The organism is Sporosarcina sp. Y838 (assembly GCF_056786515.1).
Genome location: NZ_JBXCJD010000002.1, coordinates 219,051 through 243,476, shown reverse-complemented (window position 1 = coordinate 243,476; position 24,426 = coordinate 219,051). Strand labels below are relative to the sequence as shown.

Genomic DNA, 24,426 nt, shown 5'->3' with positions numbered 1-24,426 from the left:
TTCTCATAGATGAAAGTCGGAAATAGAGGGGCGAGAATATTGAATAAATTAAAATTACTAGATTGCACTTTACGTGATGGTGGTTATTATAATTCTTGGGATTTTGAAATTAATTTAATTCAAGATTACTTAAAAGCAATGGATGAAATTTCTATAGATTACGTAGAGCTAGGACTCCGTGGATTTAGTAAAGAGGGCTTTAAAGGAGCTTGCGCATATACTACGGATAATTTTATTGAAAGTTTGGAAATTCCAAAAGGCCTTAATATAGGTGTAATGGTAAATGCTAGTGATTTAGTAAATCATCCCGAGGGTGTCGAAGTTGCCTTATCGAAACTATTTGCACCAGCATCTAAATCACCTGTATCTTTAGTTCGAGTAGCTTGCCATGTACATGAATTTGAGAAAGCATTACCTGCTTCGAACTGGTTGAAGGAGCAGGGGTATATTGTTGGTTTTAATCTTATGCAGGTTGCTGATCGGAGTGTTGATGAGATTAAGAATTTGGCTTCCTTAGCGAATGACTATTCTCTAGATGTATTATATTTTGCAGATAGCTTAGGTAGTTTAAATCCAGAAAAAGCATCTAAAATCATCCAAGTTATCCGTGAGGTTTGGAAAGGTCCAATGGGAATACATACACATGATAATATGGGACATGCTCTTGCTAATTCTATGAGAGCTGTAGAAGAAGGTGTGACTTGGATTGACGGAACAGTTACTGGTATGGGTAGAGGTCCGGGGAATGCTAAGACTGAGTATGCTGTAATCGAGTTAGATAATTATAGAAATCAATCAATCAATATAACACCCTTATTAGAATTAATACGGAAAAGTTTTCATCCGATGCAACAGAAATATGGATGGGGAACAAATACTTATTATTATTTAGCTGGTAAGTATGGTATACATCCGACTTATATCCAGGAAATGATAAATGATTCTCGATATGATGAAAAGGATATATTATCTGTAATTGATCATCTGAAATTAGAAGGTGGGAAAAAGTTTAATTTTGATACTTTAGAAGCTGCAAGAAACTTTTTTGCAGGCGAACCAGTTGGTACATGGAATCCTGCTGTTGAGATTTCTAATCGAGAAGTAATTATTTTAGGGACTGGTCCTGGAATAATTAAGCATAAAGAAGCTTTAGAAGAGTATATTAGAGTTGCCAAACCATATGTTATAGCATTAAATACTCAAGAGTATATTGAAGCGGATTTAATAGATATAAGAGCTGCTTGTCATCCTGTAAGATTAATGGCGGATTATAATATACACGCAAGACTACCACAACCACTTGCTACACCGATATCAATGTTAGATGAAAAAATAATTGAAGCTTTTAAAGAAAAAGAAATAAAAGATTTCGGTATTAAATGTGAAGAAAACACATTTAGTTTCGATGAAAATTATTGCACAGTACCAACTGCTTTAGTAATTGCTTATGCCTTATCTATTGCAACTAGCGGAAATGCAACAAGAATATTATTAGCTGGATTTGACGGATATAGCTCAGATGATAGTAGAAATGTGGAAATGAATGAGTTATTAAAATTGTATGCCAACAGTGAACAAGCACGTTCAATTGTTGCAATAACACCAACAAGATATCAAATTGAGAAAACCAGTGTATATCAATTGATAGGAGAGTATGTGAAATGAAGATAACCTGTTTTTTGCCATGTCGTAAAGGAAGTGAAAGGGTGAAAAATAAAAACATTCGTCCGTTTTCATCTTACAGCAATGGTTTATTAGAGATAAAATTAAAACAGTTGAGCGAAGTAGAAGAAATTGAGACTATTATATTGTCAACTAATGATGAAGAGATAATTAAGTATGCTGAGCTTTCAGGGATTAAAAATTTGGTTATTCATCGTAGAGAAGAGGATTTATCTTCAAGCCAAACAAGTACAGACGATTTAATTACTCATGCTCGGACTCTTATAAATGATGGTCATATTTTATGGACTCACGTAACTTCACCATTCTTAAATTCTGATGCTTATAAAAAGATTATTATTTCTTATAAAGAAAGCCTTAAACAAGAGTATGATTCTTTAATGACTACTTCACTTATTCAAAGTTTTGTATGGGGAGAGAATGGTCCAATTAATTATGATCGTAGTGTTGAAAAATGGCCTAGAACTCAAACACTTCCCCCGTTACATGAGGTGAATAGTGCAGTCTTTTTATCAAGTGCAGATATATACTCAAAGAATAAAGATAGAATTGGGGATGTACCTAAATTATATCCATTAGATAAAATTGAAGGCATGGACATCGACTGGCTTGAGGATTTTGACATTGCAGAATGTTTACTTAATGCAAAGCTAGCTAGTATATAATTTTTTAATGTATAGCAGTAAAGTATACTTGTAAAGAAGGTAAGGTAAATGGACTCACAAATTTTGGAACGTTATGATATTGTTATTTTTGATTGTGATGGAGTGCTTATAGATGTGAATCTATTAAAAAGTGAAGCCTTTGGGAAGGCTGTAGCAAACTACCCATCAGATATTGTAGAAGAGTTTGTTGCCTATTGTAAAAACTCATTTGGAGTTTCGAGATATGTGAAATTTAGAGAATTTTTAAATGACTTTGCAAAAGAGTCTTTTCAAGAAGAAAAATATCACGATTTTTTATCAAAATATGCGAATATCTGTAAAGAAATATATGGCTTCGCAGAAATTACTCCTGGGTGTGAAGATTTATTATTGGGGTTGTCCAATTTAAATAAAAAACTGTATGTAGCATCTGGAAGTGATGAAAATGAATTAAATGAAGCATTGAGTGGTAGGGATTTGAGTAAATATTTCACTGCAATTTATGGTTCTCCAAAGACTAAAATAGAGTGTACTTCAATTATTTTGAATAATAATCCTAATAAAAAAGCTGTATTTATTGGCGATGCATTATCTGATATGAGGACTGCTAAACAGTATGATTTAGACTTTATTTATATGAGTAATTTTACAGTTCAATCTGAAGAGCAGGATTTATTATGTAGAACTGGAGCTATTAAGGTTATTAGTACTCTTGAAGAGCTTATGTAAAGCTTCTTTAAATCTAATGAATACTGAGGTATTCCAAGACCCTTTATGCATGGAGGAGGAAAGACTTAATAATGAACATCCTAGTAACCGGCGGTGCTGGATATATTGGTTCCCATACATGTGTGGCTTTACTTGAAGCGGGTCATTCAGTGATTGTAGCTGATAACCTTTGTAATAGTAAGCGTGATTCTATTGATAAAATACAAAAACTTGCAGGTAAGGAAGTTATCTTCTATGAAATCGATGTAACGGATAAAGCCACATTAGAAGGTATTTTTCAAGGTCATATATTTGATGGTGTGATTCATTTTGCTGGTTTGAAAGCTGTAGGTGAATCGGTAGAGAAACCGTTAATGTATTATATGAATAATTTGGTGAGTACTATGGTGCTGGCTGAGGTTTGTTTGAAGTTTAATGTCGGACGATTTGTCTTTAGTTCTTCTGCTACGGTTTATGGAGATAATCAGGTGCCGTTTGTGGAGACGATGAACTTATTGCCAACGACGAATCCTTATGGTGAAACGAAGGCGATGAGTGAGCGTATTTTAACGGATATGGCAAACGTTAATCCTGGTTTTGCAGTGACTCTTCTACGTTATTTTAATCCAGTGGGCGCGCATGAAAGTGGCTTAATTGGCGAGGCACCAAATGGTATTCCAAATAATTTAATGCCTTATGTAACGCAAGTGGCAAAAGGGAAACTTAAGCAGCTACGTGTATTTGGTAATGATTATCCAACAGTTGATGGCACAGGTGTCCGTGATTATATTCATGTCATGGATTTAGCTGCTGGGCATGTAGCGGCAATCGAGCATTTGACGGATGGTGTTAATGTCTATAATTTGGGCACAGGTCGTGGCACAAGTGTGTTAGACCTAGTGAAAGCATTTGAGGAGGCTAATGGTATGGAAGTTCCTTATGAAATAGTGGATCGTAGACCAGGGGATATTGCTTCGTGTTATGCCGATGCTATGAAGGCTGAGAGAGAACTTGGTTGGACAGCTAAACTTGATCTTGTTTCGATGTGTCGGGATTCATGGCGGTTTGAGAAGGGGAATGGGGAGTAATGGTCCATTCTCCTTCTTTTTTCCTTTTGGTTTTTATTTTTGTGCCTTGTAGTCTAGCTGTGAAACCATTCGGCTCTCTAGATATCGAGGTATATAAGAAAGAGGCGTTGAATTGTTGGGAAATTTTTATTGTATGAATAGGAGGTTTTAATCTTGGGAACATATATGCATGTTTTTGAGAAGTGGATGCGAGAAAGTTCAATACCAAATGTGTTGCAGCATGATCTAAAACTCATTATGCATAATAACGAAGAAATAGAAGACAGGTTTTATCAATATCTTTCGTTTGGGACAGGTGGAATGCGTGGGTTGCTGGGAGCAGGGACTAACCGGGTGAACGTGTATACTATCCGTCGCGTCGCGGAAGGACTAGCTCAGCATATCATTGCGTCTGGAGAAGACGATATGCGACGTGGCGTTGTGATTGCCTATGACACACGTCACTATTCGTATGACTTCGCTTTAGAAACCGCAAAAACAATAGGGAAGCATGGCATTCGCGTTTTCTTGTTCAAAGAAAGTCGACCAACACCTGAATTATCATTCGCAATGAGACATTTGAATGCATTTGCAGGCGTCGTCATAACAGCAAGTCATAACACTGCACAGTATAACGGTTTTAAAGTGTACGGGGAAGACGGAGGACAACTACCGCCGGATGCAGCAGACGGAATTGTTCAACATATGGTAGAGATTGAAGACTTGTTTGCTATTCAAACCGCTAACGAGGAAGCGCTACTTCTAAGTGGAATGCTGACTTATATATTGGAAGAGATTGATGAAGCTTATCAAGAATGTCTTCTTACATTGAGGGAGGATACAGAGGCTATTGAAGCGCATGGGAAGGACATGTCCATCGTCTTTACACCACTCCATGGATCAGGGCTTGTACCTGTTGCTGAAGGGCTTCATAACTTCGGATTTAACAACGTACATGTTGTGCCAGAACAAGCTGTACAGGATTCCCGATTCCCAACGGTGGTCTATCCTAACCCAGAAGAGCGTAATGCATTTGAACTAGCCATTAAGCTTGGACAAGAAAAAGGTGCCGATTTGTTACTAGCGACAGATCCGGACGCAGACCGTCTTGGCGTGGCAGTCAAAAACCAGGATGGGGAATATGAATTGCTCACCGGGAACCAGCTTGGCGCACTTTTATTACACTACCTACTTATGCAGAAAAAACGAAAAGCTACTCTACCGGAAAACGGAGTCGTTATGAAGACGATTGTCACTTCGGAATTCGGTCGTGCTGTCGCAGCAAAATTCGAGATTCCTACAATTGATACTTTAACTGGCTTCAAGTATATCTCCGAGAAGATTGAGGAATTTGAAAAGAGTGGCGAACATCAATTTTTATTCGGTTACGAAGAAAGCTACGGCTTTTTGATAGGCACATTCGCACGGGATAAGGATGCAGTCCAGGCTGCGTTGTTGACTGCGGAAATGGCAGCTTATTATAAGTCTATTGGACAATCGTTGTACGGTGGCTTAATGGAGCTATATGATGAGCTTGGTCATTACCGGGAAGCGCTGGAGTCGTTAACGCTTACAGGGAAAGATGGACAAGAGAAGATTGCAGTGATTATGGAAGCGCTTCGTCAGGATCCGCCGCTATCCATATCTGGTGTTGCTGTTAGTGCTATTGAGGATTATCAAGCGGGGACAAGACGCCTTGGGGATGGAACGATTGAGAAATTGACTTTGCCAAAAGCGGATGTTTTAAAGTTCTTACTTGAGGATGGTTCTTGGGTATGTGTTAGGCCGTCTGGGACTGAGCCGAAGTGTAAGTTTTACTTTGGGGTGCGGAAGGATACGGCGGAAGAGGCGGAAGCAGCTATAGAAGTTTTGGTGGAAGACATATTGGATCGTGTTGATAGTCTGTAAGCCCCCAATCAAATAACGCATATCCAAACGTAGCACCTCCTTGGTACGATCAATGTATCAATTTTAGGAGGTGCTGTTTCATGTCTCAAGAAAAATTAACGATTGTCCCCGTCACACTCCAACCTGATAGCAAAGATGGATTCTCCCATGCGACCTCGAATACCTCCGGTATGTGCAAAATCAAAACCGGTACCACTGAAATCTTCTTTTATAACGGACTGGAAGAGCGCATCATCCAAAACGGTATTGAGGGAGTTGAAGCATCTATGAAGCAGGATTATACCAGTGTGAAAAATATCTACATCGTTTGTGGGAAAACGGATATGCGAAAAGGCATGGACGGTCTTGCCACGCTGATTCAAGACTCATTTGAGCTGGATCCATACAGCGATTCCATTTTTCTGTTCGCGGGAAAAAGCAAGGATCGATATAAATGTTTATACTTTGATGGAGATGGCTTCGCCATGCTGTATAAACGGTTCGATAGCGGAAAGTTGCAGTGGCCTAAAAACGAACTAGAAGTTCGGAACCTGTCACAACAGGAACTTCGATGGCTGCTAGAAGGTTTGTCCATCCAACAGCCAAAAGCTATTCGCTCTTCGCCTAAAGGAGTATTTTAAATTTAATATTTATTTCACTGCTCGAACCCGTTATACTAATAAAAATGAAGTTGAACGGAAAGTGGTGAATGTGATGTCAGATGTTTCTTCTAAGAATGAAAAGCAGATGGGAAAATTGATTCAGGTACTAGAAGAGCAATTGGCCCATTCGAATCAGCAAAATCAAGAATTTTCAAAGCAAATTGAGGCGCTTACACAACAGGTGCAACATTTAACCAAGATGTTATTTGGCTCCAAAACGGAGAAATCGAAATACCAGATGCCCGATGGGCAAGGATCCTTGTTTGATGATGAATCTTCTTTTACAAAACCTGAGCACACAGAAGGACAAAGCCAACAGACCATTTCCTATACTGTTGTTCGAAAACAATCGAAGAAAAAGAGGAACGATTCCTTGCGTAATGATGTGGCAGTAGATGTCATCCATCATCATCCAGAAAATATTTTGTGTAATTGTTGCCAACATCAAATGACGGAAATAGGAAGTAAGGTAGCCCGTGAAGAGGCGAAATTCATCCCAGCCAGTATGATGAAAGTGCAACACGTAGAGCATACATATGAATGCAATGAATGTAAACGAGATGTCTCCCAGCCCGCACAAATGAAACGGGGAAAAGCTCCTTATTCAGCTATCCAACGGAGCCTTGCCGGTCCAAGTGTACTCGCTAAAGTGATCTATGATAAATTTGTGCAGTATCTCCCCCTTTACCGTCAGGTGAAGGAATGGATTCGTTATGGTTTGGAGACCAATGATAAGAATCTATCGAACTGGGTCATTCGCGTCGCCGGTTTATGATCGAATGAAAGAATGGATGATGATAAAAAACGTTCTGCATGTAGATGAAACATACGCTCAAATTATCCGTCGTTCCGATGGAAAGTCGGGTCAGACCAACGCCTATAATTGGGTGTATCGCACGGTGCCAAGTCAGGGACCCGTCATTACGCTATTCCAAAGCTCATTATCTCGTGCGAGATCAGTATTAGAAACTTTCACGCAGGGATTCAAGGGGACGATGGTGTGTGATGGATATTCTGCTTATGGGAACTTGGCAAATGTTACATTTGCCAACTGTTGGGCTCATGTTCGACGTTATTGGTTAAAAGCGGATAGCAAAAACGGACAACTCGGTGTAAGTTATTGCGATAAATTATACCAGTTGGAACGAAAGTTCAAACACTTATCTCCGAGCAAACGCCGAAAAATGCGGAAGAAATATTCGAAGCCGATTGTGAAGGAATTCTTCCAATGGATAGATACGTCGCCCTTCTTTGGTAAAAGTGCACTCGCGATAGCGGCAGAATATACCTTAAAGAGAGCGGACGGATTACAAGCATTTTTGTTTGATGGTCGGATTGAAATCGACAATAACTCTGCCGAAAATGCCATTCGTCCCAATGTAATCGGGAGAAAAAATTGGATGCATTCCGTTAGTGAGGCTGGGGCAAGGGCAAACGCAAACGCTATTTGTTTGAGTCTCGCAGAGACAGCAAAAAGTAATGGCATCGATTTCTATGAATACCTGAAGAAGCTACTGATAGATCTGCCAAATTTGGATATCCATCAGAATCCCAAAATTTTGGATCAGTATTTACCCTGGTCAAAGGTGATCCAGACAACATGCAGCAAGCCATAAAATAAGCCGCCTATTCGATTTGAAAAATCGTCATAGACGGCTATTTGTCATGCACGCCAAAGAAGTGTGCTTTTTTTATAGTTCGGGCTTACGATAGTCTGGAATTTTAGTGAGAATAACTTTTGTTGTGTGGTCTTATTAATTAATATTATTTAACTATTATGCCTCAGTTGTAGCTTATACAACTGAGGCTATTATTTGACTGGAATAAATAAACTGAATACTTAGTTACTTATTGGCGAAGCCTAAGGCTTCATGTGCCTTTATTGATAGAATTTTGGGTGCCTGTATATAAACTAATTTCAGGTATGATTATAGCCAATGAAATGTACCATCCATGACATGTTTTTTACGAACGAATAACAATAAATGTACCAGTAAACGACAGGCATTTACCACTTATGCGTGAATGTCTGATCTTTGTTCCTATATTGCGTGGTTTAACCTACATAACTTTACAAATCACTATTTTATTTTGCAAAGTTGAAAATAAAAGAAGGTAATCTCATTTATGTGTCGAATTGGGATGAATAGGAAAAGGTTTGCGGTGTATTGAGAGTAGATTCATAGTTGTGTGTGAAATTGAATCCAAATAAACGAATTATAACAAGTTACTATTTGAAAGATGACAGTACATAGAAACTACTCGAAGATGCGCCCCTTGTCAAAAAACTATGGAAAAGGAGGAAACGGGTAATGGATAACAATTATAATCTTGATCAGTCGTTTATTCCAAAGGAATTAAAATTATTACTTCAAATTATGCAATCAGAAAAATCCGGATATCTAGGAAGCCACTATGATGACTTTCTCACAGGAATTGACTGGGAGTTATTCCTTCAATTGGTCAGGCATCATCGGATTTACCCATTGATTTATTCAAAACTGAGTAACATGGATGAGAAATTAATCCCTTTACATGTACTTCATACCTTGTCCGAAGAGTACAAGGCAAATACGTTTCAAATGCTTAACTTAAGTGGGGAAATGGAACGGATTAGTAAAATATTTACCGAAAATAGGATTCGGTCTATTTTTTTGAAGGGTCCGGTAATTGCAGACGCGATATTTGGCGATATTTCCCTCAGGACCTCCAAAGATTTAGATGTTTTGGTACCCAAATTGGATGTTAACAAAACTGAAGAACTATTATTAATTTGTGGATATGAAAAAGAGGAGACGCATACTACATTTAAAATGGACATGTGGAGAGCTCACCATGTATGTTATTACCATTCTCAAAAGAGAATTCAAATTGAAATTCATTGGAGAATCTATCCACCCCCGGCGAAAGAGCCTAGTTTTGATGAATTGTGGGAGAGAAAAAGGCTTAGTACGCTCACAAGCTACCCTGTCTATTTCCTTGGAGAAGAGGATTTATTTTTATTCCTTGTTGGTCATGGGGCCAAGCATGGGTGGTTTCGTCTTCGGTGGTTGGCTGATATTGACCAAATCATAAGGAATAAAGACGTTCCATCAATGGTGAAATATGAACGTCATTTAGTAGGCCAAGCGCTCATTTTATCGTCTCAGCTATTTAACACCCAAATACCTGAAGAGTTAGCACCACTTACAGCAAAAAAACGTTCAAGAAAACTAGCTAGACTGTCAATATATTATCTTGTGAACAAGGGTCATTTCATGATTAATCAATCGTCCAAAGATCTTTTAGATAATAATGAAAGGATTCATAAGGCTCATATAATGTCATTCATGCATTATGAATACTCAGTGAAAACCAATATCCAGAAAGCCATTTTTGTTTTACAATTATTTCGTCCGAGTTCCAGGGATATCAAGTTACTGAATTTACCTAAGTCTCTTTACTTTTTATACTTTCCGTTACGGCCTTTATTATGGTTATTGAGAAGGTCTAGTAAGTTTACGAATATACTAGAAGGAAATAAATGATAGTAATGGGTATTCGAAAAAGGTTGTATCATGTCAAATAAGCTCAATATTTAGGCGCCCATTTTATTCTTAGCGAATAAAATGGGCGCCTAATTTGTTTTGGTGCATCGAGATAACGATCGTTGCTTTTATGGTTTTGCCATTAGTGCTAGAAGGAAAAAATGAATATTTGGATTGCCGATTATTATTGGTGTAATGAACTGAACTGAAAAGTGGATTTGAAAAAGCGGTAATGAAATTCATTCATCTACCGCAAGTCAAATTTAGTTGAAATTGGAGTAATAACCGTTAAATCAATTGTCGTAATGCTGAATAGTAAAGATCATCTTCTTTTTCATATGCTAGGGGAATAGTTTCACCATTGTCGTTTACGAACAGCATCTTATCCCGATGTATTTTTCCACTAATAATCGAGAAGGAATGACTATTATCTTGTACCATTGACTTCGCAAAATGAACGACATCATGAATATGGGAAGATAATTCATTGTAATTGGTAAAAATGTAATAGTCATTCACCATATAAGCTTTGATTGTCATCACCAACTTCTATCGATTAAGTACGGCAATATGTAACTCTATTGCTTTAACGAGTGTATGAATGGCATTTGCAATTTCATGCTTGACATAAGCCTTATTCAAGGCGAAAATCTTTCTTTATCCGGGTAGAATTTACGAAGCTCAACTAGATGACTGAGAATTTCTCCCATCCCAGTTAAAGTGTGAATAGGGAAAATAATCTAATACCATAATTAAACTACATTTAGGAATTTCTTTCAACGATTCTTTATACCTGTTGTTAATAGATATAAAATATTTACTGGATTGAATCTTTATACCTATTGTAATTATATGTGAAGATTACTTTCTTGGAAATGCATACACGTTTCCGATTGAACCTGAATCTGTTTTTCCGTTTCGTTCAATTGGTCAAATGAATTCTTTAGAAAAAACCATTTGGCTTAATTATATATACATGCGGTTAGTCACTCTTTTGATGAAAATAGGGGATCTGTAAAGGCATCAGGGGTCTATTCATAATACGGTGCTGGAGGAAGTATTATTATCCGAAAAAAAACACCTTCTCTTGTATTTTATGGATTGCACCATTTACAAGTAAAGTGTTTTTTTATGGGGCATAAAATAAGATACTTATTCGGATTCCCTTAATCCAGACATGGTTTGTAGAAAAGCAATAAGTGCTATTTTATCGGCATTTTGGAGTTCGAGGCCTTGATATGTCACCGGCATCTTCATAATGTTCTCCATTGCAAATTGTTCTGCGCATTTTGGATGATCACCGACATACTTCTCGACCCGTTGCTTCGCCGTTTCGTGTTGCTCCGGGAGAAACCCCGCAAGCATGAGTAGCTCATCCATATCAGCGTCCAGTGGAGTTGAAAGAGAATAAATGGATTCCCTAGAAGGATTATACCTACCTTTTTCCAAAGAAGCGATAAAGGAATAACTTAAGCTCGATCTTTCAGCTAAATGTCGCAAAGTTAATTTTTTTTCCTTACGTAGTTGATGTATTCGATTTCCAAATTTGTTCAAATAAAATCACATCCATATCCATTTTATTCCATTTGTGATTAAACGATACAACATAATTACCCCGATTCTCTGGGATGCAGGAAAATCACGAATTAAATTGGAAAGGTACCTACATACATAATAAACCAAGAACATGAAAAGTAATAGAATAATATTGCGGAAAACAATGAAATTTGTCATATTAAGCCGAATGTACTAGTAATCCCTGTCGAAAGTCTGTTGATTTATTAAGAAAAGAAAAAAGAAGTATAAAAAACTCGCACTTTGGGTTGACGTGATAAATAAAAAAAGATACAATGTGTTGTAATACGAAACAAAAGAGGGTTATGTGGTAGAATACTTAAATTATTGACTAACAAAGTTTAAGGTATTCCTCAAGAAGAAACGAAGATACATATCGGTATTGGTTGAACAGCCCTCTCAAGAATAGAAGATGCGGCATACTTTCCAAGTACCAAGACGATAAAAAAATATCGGATTACTTTAATGTATCGATTGGTGATTTTTTAAATACTAATGTTTCGCAAAACAGCACAAAGGTCATGTTGAGGACGGATCAATATGATGGTTTGCTGAGGGCAAATGAATAAATGACTTCTGATTGGAATATCGTTGAAATAAGAGTGGCAAAGTATGGCGTGAATGATCGGCGCTATGTCGATAGATACCATACTGTCTAGTTATCTTTAAAAGGGTACATAAAAAAACATATAATTGCCTAAACGAGGAAGGGGGAGAGGAATATGAGTGCTATAACCGGTATTTATCATTTAAATGGAGAGCCAATACATATCCAGCAGGGCCGTGATTTGATGAAGGCTTTACAGAAGTACCCTGCTGATGCGATTCAAACATGGCACTCGGAAAATATTTTTCTCGGATGTCACGCCCAATGGATTACCCCTGAATCTGTAGGAGAACAGCTTCCGTTTTACGATTATGAAAGACAGTGTGTCATTACTTCAGATGCAATTATTGATAATCGAAAAGAATTATTTGGGAGATTACAAATTGAACCATCGTATCAAAAGCAAATCACAGACAGTGAACTCATTTTACGTGCTTACTATAAATGGCAGGACGACGTCCCAAAATACTTGGTAGGTGATTTTGCCTTTATGATTTGGGATCAGAAACAACAAAGGCTTTTCGGGGCTAGGGATTTCTCGGGAAGTCGAACGCTGTATTATCACAAAAGCTATGACAAGTTTGCGTTCTGTACAACAATTGAACCTTTATTCGTATTGCCGTTTGTTGAAAAAAAACTAAATGAACAATGGTTGGCGCAGTATCTAGCGATAGCTGGAATGGTTGATGCGGTTGATTCCGCCATAACACCCTATCAACATATCGAACAAGTACCACCATCGCATAGCATTTTGATAGAGAAAAATAAGATTACACTTAATCGATATTCTTTTGTAACTAAAGAAAAGACACTCAAGTTAAAGTCAAATGATGAATATGTCGAAGCTTTTCAAAGTGTCTTTCAGGAAGCTGTGACCTCACGTTTAAGGACACATCGAAACGTTGGGTCACAGTTGAGTGGAGGCCTAGATTCAGGAGCTGTTGTTGGCTTTGCCGCAAGGGAGCTACAAAGGGAAAACAAACCGTTACATACATTTAGTTATATTCCTCCCGATGATTTTAAGGACTTTACACCAAAACATTTACAAGCAGATGAAAGGCCCTATATTAAATCCACAGTCGATTATGTCGGGGGGATTACCGATCATTACTGTGAATTTAAAGGGAAAGACTCATATTCCGAAATCGATGACTTTCTTGATATTCTAGAAATGCCTTACAAATTTTTTGAAAACTCATTCTGGTTGAAAGGGATGTTTGAAAAAGCGCAGGAAGCAGATGTTGCTGTCTTGTTGAATGGGGATCGAGGGAATTTTACAGTTTCTTGGGGATCTTCTTTGGGGTATTATTCTCTCCTTTTCAAGCGATTGAAGTGGGTTCAACTCTATCAAGAATTGCTTCACTATCGGAATAAGGTGGGGGGGTCTCGATTAGATAACTTGAAGACTATTGCAAGAATGGGGTTACCTATTATTGATCGACTCATTCCAGGAGGCACATCCTATAAAGTTCCGGATCTCATCAATCCTATGTTTGCTAAAAAGATGGATGTTTATTCTACATTTGAAAGATATGGGATTGATCATACGGGTTGGTATGCCAGAGCGGATATGTTTGCAGAGAGAAAAAAGCACTTTGAAGATGTCTTTCAATGGAATTCTGGTAGCACCCTTGCATCAAAACTTTCTTTACGTCACTCCTTATGGAAACGGGACCCCACCAATGATCTACGTGTCATCCAATTTTGTTTATCGCTTCCTGAAAGTCAATACGTCCAACAAGGAGTCGATCGTGCACTGATCCGGAGAGCGACAGAAAATTATTTACCAGATCAGGTTCGGTTAAATCAGCGTATTAGAGGCGTCCAAGGGGTTGATTGGATTCATCGTATGACTCCCAATTGGGATGTATTTAGAGCGGAAGTGCAGCAGCTTCGTTCCGATCAAAGAGCCTTAGAGTATTTAGATGGACGAGCTTTACAGGCGGCCTTAGTTAAGCTTGAACAACCGCCGGTGGCTGAATATGCCACCGATCCTGACTATAAATTTTTAATGCGTGCTTTAATTGTTTATCGGTTCTTAAAAAAGTTTGATTGAAAGGAGGTGATACATATGAAAAAGGAATGGAAAAAACCTGAATTAGAAGTGCTGAATGTAAATGAGACAATGCTTGGAGCCGACGGTGAGTACACTGATGCTGCATTTCCAGATAACACTCCAAGAGGGAAATTAACTTTTAGTTAAGCGAAATGGATTGTTTGTTTCATGATCTCCGTCAATCTAAATCTGTTTGGATTTCATACATATGGAATCCTATAGGTGGTTATGGTCTAAGCCCCCTATCCTATGGAGAATAGGGGCTTAACCTGATTAGTGGGAGATGCTTTTTGTTTTTACCTTCATTCGTAAAAGGATCTGTCTTCGTATTTGACTATACGAAGGGGGTACTTTGTTGAAATACCGGGTAAGGAAAGGGATTATTTATATGCTTAGTAAAAAGAACTTTGCTTTCAGAGCGTTTGGATTAACGATTTCAAGCGAAATTCCTTTACCGGAATTACCCCAACTTAGTGGAGTGGGGAGTGCAACCGATATTATTATTGAACGAGCGGACCTCTCGGCGGTATGGGCTGAGCATTCGGTTTCCGAAGAAGACTTTGTCATTAAAAAAGATTGGCTTCTGTTTCATGTAGCTGAAACAGCATTTTTTTTGATTCAACAGGGGCGTAAAATCGTCGTCTCCCCAATATATGGATCCGATGAAGATGAAATCCGCCTTTATATTCTTGGGACCTGTATGGGTGCCATCTTATTGCAACGAAAAATCCTTCCGTTACATGGGAGTGCGATTGCTATAGATGGAAAGGCTTACGCCATTGTAGGTGATTCCGGTGCAGGGAAATCTACCCTGGCTTCTGCATTTTTAAAAAAGGGCTATCAATTGTTAAGTGATGATGTGATACCGGTAACTTTGAATCATGCGAATGTGCCAATTGTAACGCCAGCTTATCCACAACAAAAATTATGGTTGGAAAGCTTAGAGCAGTTCGGAATGGAATCTACGAATTATCAACGGCTTTTTGTTAGAGAAACAAAATTCGCCGTTCCTGTTGAATCGCAGTTTGCTACCGAATCCCTACCACTTGCCGGGATATTCGAGTTAGTCAAAGGGGATCATCAGGAAATTAACATTCAACCGATTGAAAACCTGGAACGGTTTTATAAATTGTATACCCACACCTATCGCAATTTCTTTATACAACGTTCTGGTTTAATGGAATGGCATTTTGATATATCTTCTAAAATGATGAATAAAATAGATTTTCATCATATTAGCCGACCAACAACACGTTTTACGGCTAATGAGTTAGTCGAACTTATTTTAACTACACTAAAGATGGAGGAGAACGTATATGGTTACTAGTCAAAAAGGCATAAATAATTCTCTATTTAGTCAACAACCAGGAAACATCGTAAGTGATATGGATGGCGAAAAAGTGATGTTAAGCATTCAAAGTGGGAAATATTATAATCTAGGGGCATTAGGCGGGGAGATATGGGACCTCATAAAAGAACCCATTTCAATTGAAGCGGTAGTCACTACCTTACAGTCACGCTATGACGTTGAACGAACGCAGTGTGAAGAACAAGTTAATGCCTTTTTAACTCAATTGCTCGAAGAAGGATTGATCAACGAAAACTAGTAGATTTATGACTGTCACTTTGGGAGGAAACAATGAGCATGTTAAAAAGCGTTCGTTCATTTTTAAGATTAAATATGAAAACCAAATTACTCCTTATTGAGGCTTACTTTCATTTAGGAAGGGGACGTTACCTGAAGAGCATTCCGTTTTCTAAAGTGGCTCCTTCCCTCGGTGAAGAAATGAAAGAAACGTCTTTTTCTCCACTTACATCGAACAAAGAGGAATTAGCGCGCATATCTAAAGCCATTCAACTTATGAGTCGCTATACTTTTTGGGAAAGTCAATGTCTTGTCAAGGCAATTGCTGGCATGAAAATGCTCGAAAAGCGAAATATTGAAAGCACTCTTTACTTGGGAACTGCAAAAGATGAAAAGGGACAACTTATTGCACATGCCTGGTTACGTAGTGGGCCCTTTTATGTATCAGGTGCTGAAGTGATGGAAAGGTTTACGGTTGTTGCAAAATTCGCCAAAGAAACTAACGGAAATAGGCTGGAAGAATAACATGGATCATGTTTCTGGTGATGTAAAGATCATTAATCCATTTTATATCTGCATATGTTGGACAGGTCATATTGATTACTAGTGAATCGTTCACTATTAAGATGTTTGGGCTGCATATTGGGTTTAGGCGCTGTAAACCATTCCTTTTCTATCCCGGCTCAAAAGTTCGTTGAATTGCTTTTCCCATTCCAAAGTTTTCCGTATCTTTATAAACTCCCGCGCTTCTCCCATCCTCTAGAATTCTTGCCTCGAATAAACAGGCTTTGTTGTCATTACAAAATGTAGGTGAAACATGGGATTAAGGCTTACGATTGGAGGATCTAACTTTGAAGTATCTCTTGCACTTTACAAAACAAATACATGATTATTCAGGAAAATTTCTCTATATCAATCTTATTTGTATGATGTTAATTGGCCTATTGGAAAGTGCAGGGATCTTTTTAATAATCCCACTGATTGGTTTAACAGGCATATTGGATGTTAGCACAGAAGAAATTTCATTTTTAAGTTGGATGACTGAATTGTTTTCAGGAATTCCTGAAAATATCAGTCTCATTATCATATTGGGCGTTTACGTATTATTAATGGTGGGGCAAAGTATCTTTAAACGAAATCAAACAATCTTAGGTGCGAAAATCCAACAAGGTTTTATTCGACAATTAAAAGAACAAACCTATAGAAGTTTGCTTCAAGCTAATTGGGGATTTTATCTCAAAAAAAGGAAATCCGACATTATTAATATCATGACAAATGAAATGTTTAACGTAAGTGCAGGCATTTCTTTGTTTTTACAGTTTATATCTTCGCTCATTTTTACGTGCATTCAAATCGCGATAGCATTTTATTTATCCGTAAAAATGACGAGTTTTATTTTACTTTTCGGATTAATTCTTATCCTTTTTTCCAAAAAGTTTATTAGAAGGTCTCAATCATTAGGAAAGGAAACAGTTGAGTTAACACAAACCTACTTAGCGGGCATCACGGATCACTTTAACGGCATTAAGGATATTAAAAGTAATTCATTAGAGGAACCTCATTTGAATTGGTTTTTCTCCTTAACTAAAAGGATGGAGCAAAATCGGATTCAATTAACGACTGTAAATACAACCTCGCAAATGATTTTTAAAATAGTCTCTGCCTTTTTAATTGTAACTTTTGTATTTCTATCAATCAAAATGTTCACAGCCCAACCAGCACAAATCATGTTGATTATGATAATTTTCTCAAGGTTATGGCCACGGATAACGAGCATTCAATCTAATTTAGAGCAATTAGGAGCCACTATTCCATCTTTTAAAGCACTATTGGATTTACAAAATGAATGTTTGGAAGAGAGAGAGCTGCATAATACAGATTATAAAAATGTTAAGCCAGCCGAGATAAAACATGGATTATACTGTCGGAATGTTTCCTTTAAATACAATCAAAATGAAGATACGTATGCGCTGAAAAAAATAGACGTGCACATACCGGCTAACCGTATGACAGCTATAGTAGGCGCATCAGGGGCCGGGAAAAGTACATTAATTGATCTATTAATGGGTTTAAATCAAGCGGATCAGGGAGTGGTCACCATTGACCATGATCCACTTACCGAGGATAACTTAGTTTCATTGAGGAAATCGATTAGTTATATTCCGCAGGATCCATTTCTGTTTAACGCAACCATTCGAGAGAACTTAATGATCATTGACTCCGATGCAAGCCAAGAGGACATTTGGGTGGCTTTGGAGTTCGCCGCAGCCGCTGAATTTGTAAGAAAGCTTCCACAAGGGCTAGATACACTTATAGGTGATAGAGGAATTCGACTATCGGGTGGAGAAAGGCAGCGACTTGTATTGGCTCGGGCCATACTAAGGAAACCATCAATCTTAGTGTTAGATGAAGCAACAAGTGCATTAGACATAGAGAACGAGGCGAAAATTCAAGGTGCCATCGAGAGGTTAAAAGGAACGATGACCATTATCGTGATTGCCCACCGCTTATCTACAATTCGTAACGCGGATCAGGTATTGGTAATGAAGGAGGGCGAGATTATTCAAGCAGGTGAATATAACCAACTAGCGCGAGAAAAAGAAGGGGTGTTTGGAAATCTACTGGATATCCAAATGCAAACAACCATGTGATATTGATAATGTTAACACCCTTGAGGATTTGAGGGATAAATGAGTAGCCTTTCCCTTTAAAGATTTGTGTGTCCAATGATCTTGCTTCTATGGACAATAAAGCCCGCCGATCTATTTTAATCGTATTCGACGAAGTGGTAGCCCAGAAAAATACTCAGACAAGGGTAGGTGGACTTATTTATGAAAAGTAGCAGAAGAAGAAAAATACTAGGAATCTCATCTTTAGCAATTATATGTATGATCGGAGCCGGGATACTGTATTGGCACTATCAATACAAGAGCGGGGTATCACTCGCGAGTGAAGGTCTGGATCAGATTGAAGTTCCTCCGACATTTGAGCAGTTTAAAGGTGCGAAGCTGCAAACTGACGAGATGAATGTTCTCTTATTGGGAAGTGATGCCCACAAGGATGAAAACGGAAGATCAGATACGTTAATGATCGCGCATTACAATCAAACGACCGATGACATAAAATTAGTTTCCATCATGAGAGATACGTATGTGGATATACCCGAGTATGGGAAACAAAAAATCAATGCTGCATTCGCTTTCGGCGGTCCGGAACTTGTAAGGAAAACGATTAAGCAAAACTTTGATATCGATGTGCAATACTATGCAACTGTCAACTTTACTGGTTTTCCGGAAATTATAGATGTGATTGCCCCTGATGGGATAGAGGTTGAGATACCCTCTCCAATCGCTAACGGAGCAGGAACGAAAATTCAACCAGGCAAACAAGTTTTACATGGAGACGAGTTATTAGAATATGTTCGTTTTCGTAATGATGATCAAAGTGATTTTGGGCGAGTGGAACGGCAACAAGAAGTGCTCTCAAAAGTGAAGGACCAAGCTGTTAGTTTTCATACACTACTAAATTTACCAAAGCTACTCGGCATTATGGAACCTTATATTGATACTAACATTAACAAGCAGACACTATTTAAAATGGGGAAAGGTTTACTCCCCGGGAAATCCGATATGAAGACGTTACGGATCCCAATTGCGAATTCCTATGAAGATGAACGTGTGGCGGCAGGAGCCGTTCTTAGTATTGACCTTGAGAAGAATAAACAGGCGCTACAGCAGTTCTTATCATCTGAGGATGCAATCGAAAGTAATGTGGTAGTTGAAAATGAAAAATGAAGATGAAATCCGGTACGTATAGTTAGTTGGTGGAGCGGGTTCTGGGTATATCCAAAGCTGTGATGGCTTTTCCACCCTCTTCCAGTCGATTGTTTATTCGAGTGTGTGATCGATTGCCATTGTGTTGTGTCTAGCATAGGTACCCTTCATCGACTTTAGTGCGTACCTCGATCACAACAATGGTTGTTTTTATATCGACCTTAGCTATTTAATTCAATTATATCTAAAATACAGAATTTATAGATTAGGCATTAGAAATAAATATAATACAGCTTTATATCAGCTAGATAAAGGAGGATTCTCGTGAGGAAATGGATTGGGAAATGGAAGTGTAAGTTTTCAGGGTATCATCGGTTGAGTTATTACTCAAATCGCTGCAACCGTTGTGGATATGTTAAGACAAAGTAGGGGCTGTGAGATTTTATCCGATACGCTGCAATTATATATTAATAAGGTGTGGATTAGGTATTTACTTTAATATCTAATCCCGTTTAAATTATTGTATAATTTCGCGAATTAAGTGTTATTGCGTGTTACTGATTTTAAATTGTTCGATACGCAGGTACCGACCACTAATAGACGAGGGGATACAATGTGACTAGTGCAACCGATTGTAATACAAATGCAAGTTTAACCCAAGGACATTTTAGAAGGTTAATTGAGAAGGAGTATGGTCCTAACAGTAACACCCATTATCGTGAGGCAAACTTTACGAATAATAATGGTGGTTTAGAATTAGTATTAACAAAGAACTATAATGAAAAACAGGCAATAAAATTTATTTAATTGGATAATATTGACGATGTGGAAGAAAGTATTATATATGCAATAAAGAACTTTTTTTAGTTGAAATTAAATTCAGGTACCCACTGGCGTTGCATCGTATTCATAAATAGGTACCGATTTTAAGTCGGACGCTTAGCAAAGAGCTCACTTCTGGTAACTCTTGTTAAGTGTTTATTTGCCGTTGTAATACGAACGTACATTCCGTATACTGATTAAAAGAGGAGGGAACAGATGTGCGTGTTGAATTGGTTAAGTCGATGGATCGGAATGATGTCTTAGATATGATGGACTACAGCGCGTTTCCAAACAAACAAATCGCCTGTATCGACATGATGAGTTTCTACGCTAGTTGCATGGCGTCGATACACAATTTGGATGTCCGTACTGTTCCTATCGCGGTGGTCGGTAATTTCAAACAAAAGGGGAGTGTTGTGCTGGCTGCATCACCCCCGATGAAGAAGCGATTTAGAGTGAAAACGGGAACGAGGCTTTTTGAAATTCCGGATCACCCCGATATTCGTTTGTTCGAACCGAAGATGGCCTTTTTTCTAGAAATGTCTATGTCTATTACTCGTATCCTCCACAAATATGTTCCAGCAGAAGCCATTCACGTTTACAGTGTGGACGAATCTTTTGTAGATCTATCGGGTACTGAGAAGCTATGGGGCGATCCGGTAGAAACGATTAAAGAAATACAAGCAGAAATACTTGAAACGTTAAATTTACCGTCCACAGTTGGAATGGGTCCGAATATGTTGATGGCGAAGCTTGCGCTTGATCTAGAAGCGAAGAAAACAAGTTTTGCGAAGTGGGAATTTGAGGATGTACCGTCGAAGCTATGGCCTGTTGCACCGTTGAGTGAAATGTGGGGAATTGGTCGACAGACGGAGAAAACTTTGAATAATATGGGTATCTTCTCAGTTGGCGATCTTGCGCACACTTCGCTTGAACGGCTTGAGAAGAAGTTCGGTGTAATGGGAAATCAATACTATCATCACGCCTGGGGAATTGACCTGTCTGAGTTGGGCGCACCTTTGCTGGAAGGTCAAGTGAAGAGCTATGGTAAGGGTCAAACGCTTTATAGGGATTATGTAACCCGGGAGTCTGTGCTGGTGGTCATTCTAGAAATGTGTGAAGATGTATCTCGTCGTGCAAGGATGGCTGGGAAAGAGGGCAGGACCGTACATCTGGGGATAGAATATAGCAAGCATGCTTTGGGTGGTGGATTTAGTCGGTCGTTATCAATCGAGGAAGCTACAAACGATACGATGAAAATCTACCGGACATGTGTGGCTCTTTTCGACAAATTTTATGATGATCGTCCCGTACGGAAAATTAGTATCTCAATTACCAATCTAGAAGATGAAACATCCATGCAGTTGAGTTTATTCGATGGGAATAAGTTGAGAAACCGTGAGTTAGGCGCAGTTATGGATAGCATTCGGAATAAGTATGGATCCACAGCTATATTGAGGGCTGTGTCTCTAACGGATGACGGGACCGCAATCGGACGCTCTAAATTGGTTGGCGGACATAAGTAAGGGGAGGTATAGCATGATTCGAGATCGCGGAAATATGAAATGGACGGCATTGATGTTGCCGGAGCATATTGTAGAATTGAGAAATTGGATGGATCAGGAGCATTATGTTGAATGCCCGGAGCTCAGTGAGTGGGATTTGCAATCTATCCAGGAAGAAATCGAAGTAGCGTATAAACGCAAATGCCAAACGTTGATTAAGACTTGGAAGGACGGAAAGATTATGACACGCGGAGCCATAGTAGAAGTAATTGATGTGCAGTCTAGCTGTATTGTGCTCGATAACCCCTTTGGACCTGAAAGGATTTCATTTTCAGATATAGTTAGCGTGCAGTGTATGGAATGAAAAACAACGAACCATGACCGCTTATATATCGTTAAGGACCGCCCGAATCCCGCGGCCGACCGCTCAAAATTTCAGGTACCTGTGCAAGAAACCACTCTGGAAATTCACTACAATTACATATTTATAAAACGTGGATTAGGTATTTACTTCAATATCTAATCTTCTTTGCGTTTTTATACAAATGGGTGAATTGTTCGTTGTTGGTTTTTGCACAGGCATCTACTCTTGTTCACAAGCAGTTCTTTACTCTGTCCCTAGGCTTACTAGTATACTTAACTGATGATGAATGCTCCCCCGCCTAAAATGCTAACGCATTTTTGAGGAAGGGGTTTCTGTCGTGTCGATGTATTCTCTTAATATCTAAGCGAACCTAAACGATTAACGAGCAGTGGGGCTGTCACATTGGCGGTCTACTAACGCCCAGACCCTCTATCCCATTGGTCTTGCCGTAGGGACTTCTTTTATATAACAATTGATTTTGGGTTCCAAACATTCACTGTTTCAATATTGAAATCAGTTTCTTTTGTTGACCTATACAATGCTTTCTTCAAAATATTTGCGGCACCATTCACATCAGCGTTGATTAACAAATTTCGACCCGAGCAATACAGACCTCTTTTAATACGCTTACCAGAGAACGGTTTCTTCGTATCACTTTCGCCATAAGTGGGAATATCGTCACCATCAAGAAAACTAGCTTTGGAGGTGTAGGATTCCTCAGCTAAAACAACATTAATTCCATATTGCGCAGCTTTATAGTCAATCATGTTGATAAGCAAGCTATGTGGAACACTAACAAATGATTGGTTATTCTGTTTCCCGATATTGATTTGTTGTTTCCAATCTTTGTTTTTACCGATGATGATTGTGTTCGTTTTCTCTTCCAGTGCGATTTTAACGATAGTGGTGCTTGCTTTGTGAAATATATCTTTGATTTTCAAATGTCTTTTTTGATGTAATCTTTCCAACTGTTTAGAGGTGTAAAAGCCTTGATTTGGTTGTTTTCCTTGTCTTAAAATGCCAAGGAAATGTGCTTTTTGTTTATTGAAATATTGATTGACAGATTTGACGTTTTTGCCCTTGACTAAAAGAGGTCTACGACCCGTGTTAGTCACAATGGTTGCAAGATTATCAATGCCTAAATCAATACTCGTGAATCTACCGTTATCTTCTAATTGAATTATTTTGGAAGGGACTTCCATTACTAATTCAACAACATATTGGTTGTATTTTGGAATCACACGAACTTGTTTCAACCTACCATCAGCACAACCCAATTTTCCAATGGTCAATTGTTCCTTTGTCTTTGGGAACTTTAAAAACTGATTATTTTTTATGACACAATCTTGGTTTGTGAAAGTAATTTCTTTCATGGACGCACGACTGTAAGTAGGTATTTTGGGAGTTGCTTTGTATTTGGATGGATTCAGTTTGTAATCCTTTAAACTAGCGTAAAATGATTTCCAATTTTGGAAAACAGTCTTCATAACAGATTGGCTCGACTGTGCAGGTAGTGAACGATAATCCTTTTGACCAATTAATTTAAATAAAGCGTCCAAAAAATTGTAATCAACATAGGGTTGCTCTTGTGAAGGCCTTTCAAATAAATTACACTTCACTTCTTTTCGTTTTTCTTTAGGCTTTAATTGTTCTTTTGCATTTTTCTTGTAAAAAGTAGCCGTCTGAACTTCATTTATTTTAAATAAATTATCTTCAATCGTGCTCAAAACTTCAATTTGTAAAGGTTGGAGTGATTTATCTTGGGTTAATCCAGTATAAACCTGCCTTATATAAAAGTTCGTTGTGTTGTGCATATTTTTAGCGTTTTGAGTCATTTCTTGAAAGTAAGGAAACAACCGATGTCCTTTTTTAATCCAAATTTGATGAGTCTTATAATTTTTTGGTAAATCTTTTTCTAAAGACATAATAATTCACCTCCTTATATCTATTATATCGAACAT

General features: G+C 38.2%; 20 protein-coding genes and 1 pseudogene. 18 read left to right on the top strand and 3 right to left on the bottom strand.

The window, feature by feature from the left end; genetic code table 11:
• Nucleotides 1-39 precede the first annotated feature (39 nt).
• The 8 genes and pseudogenes from AC1TO4_RS03905 to AC1TO4_RS03870 all read left to right on the top strand — a co-directional run bounded on the left by AC1TO4_RS03905 (nucleotide 40) and on the right by AC1TO4_RS03870 (nucleotide 10,178).
• Nucleotides 40-1,665, top strand: coding sequence for an aldolase catalytic domain-containing protein (locus tag AC1TO4_RS03905; protein WP_482104242.1), 1,626 nt, complete (start codon nucleotides 40-42; stop codon nucleotides 1,663-1,665).
• Nucleotides 1,662-2,348 (top strand): acylneuraminate cytidylyltransferase family protein, encoded by a 687-nt coding sequence (locus tag AC1TO4_RS03900; protein ID WP_482104241.1) that lies wholly within the window; start codon nucleotides 1,662-1,664, stop codon nucleotides 2,346-2,348. The genes AC1TO4_RS03905 and AC1TO4_RS03900 overlap by 4 nt, the downstream gene beginning before the upstream one ends.
• 48 nt (nucleotides 2,349-2,396) lie before the next feature.
• The gene (locus AC1TO4_RS03895) at nucleotides 2,397-3,056 is read left to right on the top strand and encodes an HAD family hydrolase (protein WP_482104240.1); all 660 of its coding nucleotides are present in this window, start codon (nucleotides 2,397-2,399) and stop codon (nucleotides 3,054-3,056) included.
• Between the two features lie 71 nt (nucleotides 3,057-3,127).
• Nucleotides 3,128-4,123, top strand: a complete 996-nt coding sequence (gene galE, locus AC1TO4_RS03890) for a UDP-glucose 4-epimerase GalE (RefSeq protein ID WP_482104239.1) — start codon at nucleotides 3,128-3,130, stop codon at nucleotides 4,121-4,123.
• 165 nt (nucleotides 4,124-4,288) lie between these two features.
• Nucleotides 4,289-6,010, top strand: a complete 1,722-nt coding sequence (locus AC1TO4_RS03885; RefSeq protein ID WP_482104377.1) for a phospho-sugar mutase — start codon at nucleotides 4,289-4,291, stop codon at nucleotides 6,008-6,010.
• 80 nt (nucleotides 6,011-6,090) lie between these two features.
• Nucleotides 6,091-6,630 (top strand): IS66 family insertion sequence element accessory protein TnpB, encoded by a 540-nt coding sequence (tnpB, locus tag AC1TO4_RS03880; RefSeq protein ID WP_482104238.1) that lies wholly within the window; start codon nucleotides 6,091-6,093, stop codon nucleotides 6,628-6,630.
• Nucleotides 6,631-6,703: 73 nt separating this feature from the next.
• Nucleotides 6,704-8,267, top strand: a pseudogene (tnpC, locus tag AC1TO4_RS03875) (IS66 family transposase).
• A gap of 696 nt (nucleotides 8,268-8,963) precedes the next feature.
• Nucleotides 8,964-10,178 carry a nucleotidyltransferase domain-containing protein gene (locus tag AC1TO4_RS03870; protein WP_482104237.1) on the top strand — a complete coding sequence of 405 codons (1,215 nt, stop codon included), beginning with the start codon at nucleotides 8,964-8,966 and terminating at the stop codon, nucleotides 10,176-10,178.
• 288 nt (nucleotides 10,179-10,466) lie between these two features.
• Here AC1TO4_RS03870 and AC1TO4_RS03865 read toward each other — a convergent pair whose 3' ends face one another.
• Nucleotides 10,467-10,718 carry a hypothetical protein gene (locus AC1TO4_RS03865; RefSeq protein ID WP_482104236.1) on the bottom strand — a complete coding sequence of 84 codons (252 nt, stop codon included), beginning with the start codon at nucleotides 10,716-10,718 and terminating at the stop codon, nucleotides 10,467-10,469.
• 612 nt (nucleotides 10,719-11,330) lie between these two features.
• Nucleotides 11,331-11,732, bottom strand: a complete 402-nt coding sequence (locus tag AC1TO4_RS03860) for a helix-turn-helix domain-containing protein (protein ID WP_482104235.1) — start codon at nucleotides 11,730-11,732, stop codon at nucleotides 11,331-11,333.
• Between the two features lie 743 nt (nucleotides 11,733-12,475).
• Between AC1TO4_RS03860 and AC1TO4_RS03855 the strand changes: the two genes are divergently transcribed.
• The 10 genes from AC1TO4_RS03855 (at nucleotide 12,476) to AC1TO4_RS03810 (ending at nucleotide 22,465) form a co-directional block, all read left to right on the top strand.
• Entirely contained in the window at nucleotides 12,476-14,416 is a 1,941-nt protein-coding gene (locus tag AC1TO4_RS03855; RefSeq protein WP_482104234.1) for a lasso peptide isopeptide bond-forming cyclase, read from the top strand.
• A 15-nt stretch (nucleotides 14,417-14,431) separates the two neighbouring features.
• Nucleotides 14,432-14,563, top strand: a complete 132-nt coding sequence (locus AC1TO4_RS03850; RefSeq protein ID WP_482104233.1) for a paeninodin family lasso peptide — start codon at nucleotides 14,432-14,434, stop codon at nucleotides 14,561-14,563.
• A 241-nt stretch (nucleotides 14,564-14,804) separates the two neighbouring features.
• Entirely contained in the window at nucleotides 14,805-15,743 is a 939-nt protein-coding gene (locus AC1TO4_RS03845; RefSeq protein WP_482104376.1) for an aldolase, read from the top strand.
• A complete protein-coding gene (locus AC1TO4_RS03840; RefSeq protein ID WP_482104232.1) occupies nucleotides 15,733-16,023 on the top strand; it encodes a lasso peptide biosynthesis PqqD family chaperone in 291 nt (96 codons plus the stop codon). Before AC1TO4_RS03845 ends, AC1TO4_RS03840 begins: the two co-directional genes overlap by 11 nt.
• Before the next feature lie 32 nt (nucleotides 16,024-16,055).
• Nucleotides 16,056-16,526 (top strand): lasso peptide biosynthesis B2 protein, encoded by a 471-nt coding sequence (locus tag AC1TO4_RS03835; RefSeq protein ID WP_482104231.1) that lies wholly within the window; start codon nucleotides 16,056-16,058, stop codon nucleotides 16,524-16,526.
• Between the two features lie 326 nt (nucleotides 16,527-16,852).
• Complete coding sequence (locus AC1TO4_RS03830) at nucleotides 16,853-18,652, top strand: ABC transporter ATP-binding protein (RefSeq protein WP_482104230.1); 1,800 nt, start codon at nucleotides 16,853-16,855, stop codon at nucleotides 18,650-18,652.
• 180 nt (nucleotides 18,653-18,832) lie between these two features.
• Nucleotides 18,833-19,795, top strand: a complete 963-nt coding sequence (locus AC1TO4_RS03825) for an LCP family protein (protein WP_482104229.1) — start codon at nucleotides 18,833-18,835, stop codon at nucleotides 19,793-19,795.
• 594 nt (nucleotides 19,796-20,389) lie between these two features.
• Entirely contained in the window at nucleotides 20,390-20,581 is a 192-nt protein-coding gene (locus AC1TO4_RS03820) for a hypothetical protein (RefSeq protein ID WP_482104228.1), read from the top strand.
• A gap of 284 nt (nucleotides 20,582-20,865) precedes the next feature.
• A complete protein-coding gene (locus AC1TO4_RS03815) occupies nucleotides 20,866-22,122 on the top strand; it encodes a Y-family DNA polymerase (protein ID WP_482104375.1) in 1,257 nt (418 codons plus the stop codon).
• A 13-nt stretch (nucleotides 22,123-22,135) separates the two neighbouring features.
• On the top strand, nucleotides 22,136-22,465 hold the full coding sequence (locus AC1TO4_RS03810) for a YolD-like family protein (RefSeq protein ID WP_482104227.1): 330 nt from the start codon (nucleotides 22,136-22,138) through the stop codon (nucleotides 22,463-22,465).
• 461 nt (nucleotides 22,466-22,926) lie between these two features.
• On the opposite strand, the gene AC1TO4_RS03805 is transcribed toward AC1TO4_RS03810, so the two are convergent.
• Nucleotides 22,927-24,390 carry an RNA-guided endonuclease InsQ/TnpB family protein gene (locus AC1TO4_RS03805; RefSeq protein ID WP_482104226.1) on the bottom strand — a complete coding sequence of 488 codons (1,464 nt, stop codon included), beginning with the start codon at nucleotides 24,388-24,390 and terminating at the stop codon, nucleotides 22,927-22,929.
• Between the last annotated feature and the right edge of the window lie 36 nt (nucleotides 24,391-24,426).